General features: G+C 72.3%; 3 protein-coding genes. 2 read left to right on the top strand and 1 reads right to left on the bottom strand.

What is annotated here, in order from left to right; translation table 11 throughout:
• Positions 1 to 471 (top strand): FGGY-family carbohydrate kinase (locus tag CSIV_RS00015; protein ID WP_274519521.1); only part of this gene is annotated, 471 nt, incomplete at its 5' end.
• Between the two features lie 32 nt (positions 472 to 503).
• Positions 504 to 1,757 (top strand): alpha-hydroxy acid oxidase, encoded by a 1,254-nt coding sequence (locus CSIV_RS00010; protein ID WP_077049395.1) that lies wholly within the window; start codon positions 504 to 506, stop codon positions 1,755 to 1,757.
• Between the two features lie 195 nt (positions 1,758 to 1,952).
• On the opposite strand, the gene CSIV_RS00005 is transcribed toward CSIV_RS00010, so the two are convergent.
• The coding region (locus CSIV_RS00005) for an MFS transporter (RefSeq protein WP_139340543.1) at positions 1,953 to 3,000 on the bottom strand (1,048 nt) is incomplete at its 5' end.

Below are 3,000 nucleotides of genomic sequence, written 5' to 3'. Positions count from 1 at the left end.
TCGGCCGGCGCGGTGTCGCCGCCCGCGCGCCTGTTCGACGCGAACGCCCCCGAGCTCGCGGCCCCGGGCGACATGCCCGGACGCATCGCGGCGCTGATCGGCGCCGATCGCCCGGGCCGTGCCGGGCGGCCGATGTTCGCGCGCATCATCGTCGAGAGCATCGCGGCCGCGTTCGCTCGGGCCGTGCGCACCGCGGGCGGGTTGGCGGGCCGCGAGGTCGACGTCATCCACCTCGTGGGCGGTGGCGCGCGCAACGCGCTGCTGTGCCAGGCGACCGCCGACCGTGCGGGCGTGCCCGTGCTGGCCGGGCCCGTGGAGGCCACGGCGCTCGGCAACGTCCTCGTGCAGGCCCGCGCGCTCGGGTGCTTCGGCGCCGACGCGACCCTCGAAGATCTGCGCGTGCGCGTCGCGCACGCGTTCCCCCCTGTCCGATACACGCCCCGCGGCTCCGTCGTCGCGGAACCGGCGTAGTCTGTGGTCAGACCACACGAAAGCGAGACTCCATGGTTCAGCGCCAGCTGCCCAAGGTCGGCGAGCTCCTCGAGCTCATGCAGTTCAAGAAGCCCGAGCTCGACGCCCGCAAGCGCCGTCTCGACGCGGCGCTGACGATCGCCGATCTCCGCACGATCGCGAAGCGTCGCACGCCCAAGGCCGCGTTCGACTACACCGACGGTGCCGCTGAGGGCGAGCTCTCGCTCGACCGCGCCCGCCGCGCCTTCGAGGACGTCGAGTTCCACCCCGACATCCTGCGGCCGGCGGCGAACGTCGACACGTCCTGCGAAATCCTCGGCGGCCCGTCGGCCCTGCCGTTCGGCATCGCCCCGACCGGGTTCACGCGCCTGATGCAGACCGAGGGCGAGACCGCCGGGGCCTCCGCGGCGGCGGCCGCCGGCATCCCGTTCACCCTCTCGACCCTCGGGACGACCTCGATCGAGGGCGTGAAGGCGGCGAACCCCGTCGGACGCAACTGGTTCCAGCTCTACGTCATGAAGCAGCGCGAGATCTCGTACGGTCTCGTCGAGCGGGCGGCTGCGGCCGGGTTCGACACCCTGCAGTTCACGGTCGACACCCCCATCGCCGGGGCCCGCCTCCGCGACAAGCGCAACGGCTTCTCGATCCCGCCGCAGCTCACGCTCGGCACGATCGTCAACGCCATTCCGCGTCCGTGGTGGTGGTACGACTTCCTCACCACGCCCAAGCTCGAGTTCGCCTCCCTCAGCACGACCGGCGGCACCGTCGGCGAGCTGCTGAACGCCGCGATGGACCCGACGATCAGCTACGACGACCTCGACATCATCCGCGGCATGTGGCCGGGCAAGCTCGTCGTGAAGGGCGTGCAGAACGTCACCGACGCGGCCCGCCTGGTCGACCTCGGTGTCGACGGCATCGTCCTCTCGAACCACGGCGGACGCCAGCTCGACCGCGCGCCGATCCCCTTCCGGCTCCTGCCGCACGTCGTGCGCGAGGTCGGCAAGGACGCGACGGTCATGGTCGACACCGGCATCATGAACGGCGCCGACATCGTGGCATCCATCGCCCTCGGCGCGAAGTTCACGCTCATCGGCCGCGCCTACCTCTATGGCCTCATGGCCGGGGGTCGTCAGGGCGTCGACCGGACGATCGCGATCCTCCGCAGCGAGATCGAGCGCACGATGGCGCTGCTCGGCGTCTCGAGCCTCGCCGAGCTCGAGCCCCGGCACGTCACGCAGCTGACGCGCCTGGTGCCGGTCGCCGACGGGGTGGATGCCCGCGTCTGACGCGGGGCGCGCAGCGTCAGTGCTCCGCGCAACCTCAGTCCGAACCGCGTGGATGCCGCTGATCCGGCGCGGATCGCTGAGGTTGTGCCCGCGTCTGACGCGGGGCGCGCAGCGTCAGTGCTCCGCGCAACCTCAGTCCGAACCGCGTGGATGCCGCTGATCCGGCGCGGATCGCTGAGGTTCTGTCGCGCCCGCTCAGCGGCGCGCCTGCTCCTCTTCCTCCTGGCGGCTGCCGCGCCCGCTCGCGGCGGCGCCGAGCGTGAGCGTCGACACGAGTCCGAGCGTCAGGAATCCGGCTGCGGTGAAGGCGGCGGCCTTCGTTCCGTCGCTGAACGCCGTCCGCGCGTCCGCCGCGAGGTCCTGCGTCTGCGGCGACTGCTCGAGCCCGACGATCGCCGCGCCCGCGCTGTCGACCACCTGCGACACGACCTGATCCCGCTGATCGGCGGGCAGCCCCCGGTCGTCGAGGGCGGAGGTCAGCACGCTCGAGGTGGTCGAGAACAGGACGGTCCCGAGGATGGCGACGCCGAGCGCCGCGCCGAGTTGGCGGGAGGTGGACTGCGTGCCGGACGCGGCGCCGCTCTCTGCGGGCGGGACCTCCGCCAGCACGACGCCCGTGAGCTGCGCGGTGGCCAGGCCCACCCCGACGCCGTAGACGAACAGGAAGGGGATGAGGGGTCCCCACGTGGCATCCGGTCCGATCGTGAAGGCGACGCCGGCGACTCCGATGATCTCCGCGAGGAGACCCGCGCGAACGATCCACACCGGTGCGACGCGACCGCTCAGGGCGCCGGCGATCCCGCTCGCCACGAACGACCCGATGGCCAGCGAGAGCAGGAGGAGGCCGGTCTGCAGTGCGTCGAAGCCGACGACGAACTGCAGCCAGAGGGGAAGGGCGAGGATGATGCCGAACTCCCCGAGGGAGACGACCGCGGCGGCGATGTTGCCGTTTCGGAAAGACGCGATGCGGAACAGGCCGAGGGCGAGGAGTGTCGAGCGCCCGCGCCGCCGGCGGTGGACTCCCCACGCGATGAAGGCCGCCAGGGCGACCAGCGCGACCGCGAAGGCGATCGGCACGGGGGAGAGCGACCACGGCCACTGCCAGTCGCCGACCTGGAGCGTCTGGTCGACCGTCCACCAGCCGTAGGTTCGGCCCTCGATCAGGCCGAAGACCAGGGGCGCCATCGTGAGCACCGACAGGAGGGCTCCGACGCCGTCGATGGTCTCGCGCCGGTCGCTGCGC

Source organism: Microbacterium sp. CSI-V (assembly GCF_001984105.1).
Lineage (GTDB): Bacteria > Actinomycetota > Actinomycetes > Actinomycetales > Microbacteriaceae > Microbacterium.
The sequence above is the reverse complement of the archived record's forward strand: the minus strand, read 5'-3'. Positions and strand labels throughout refer to the sequence as shown.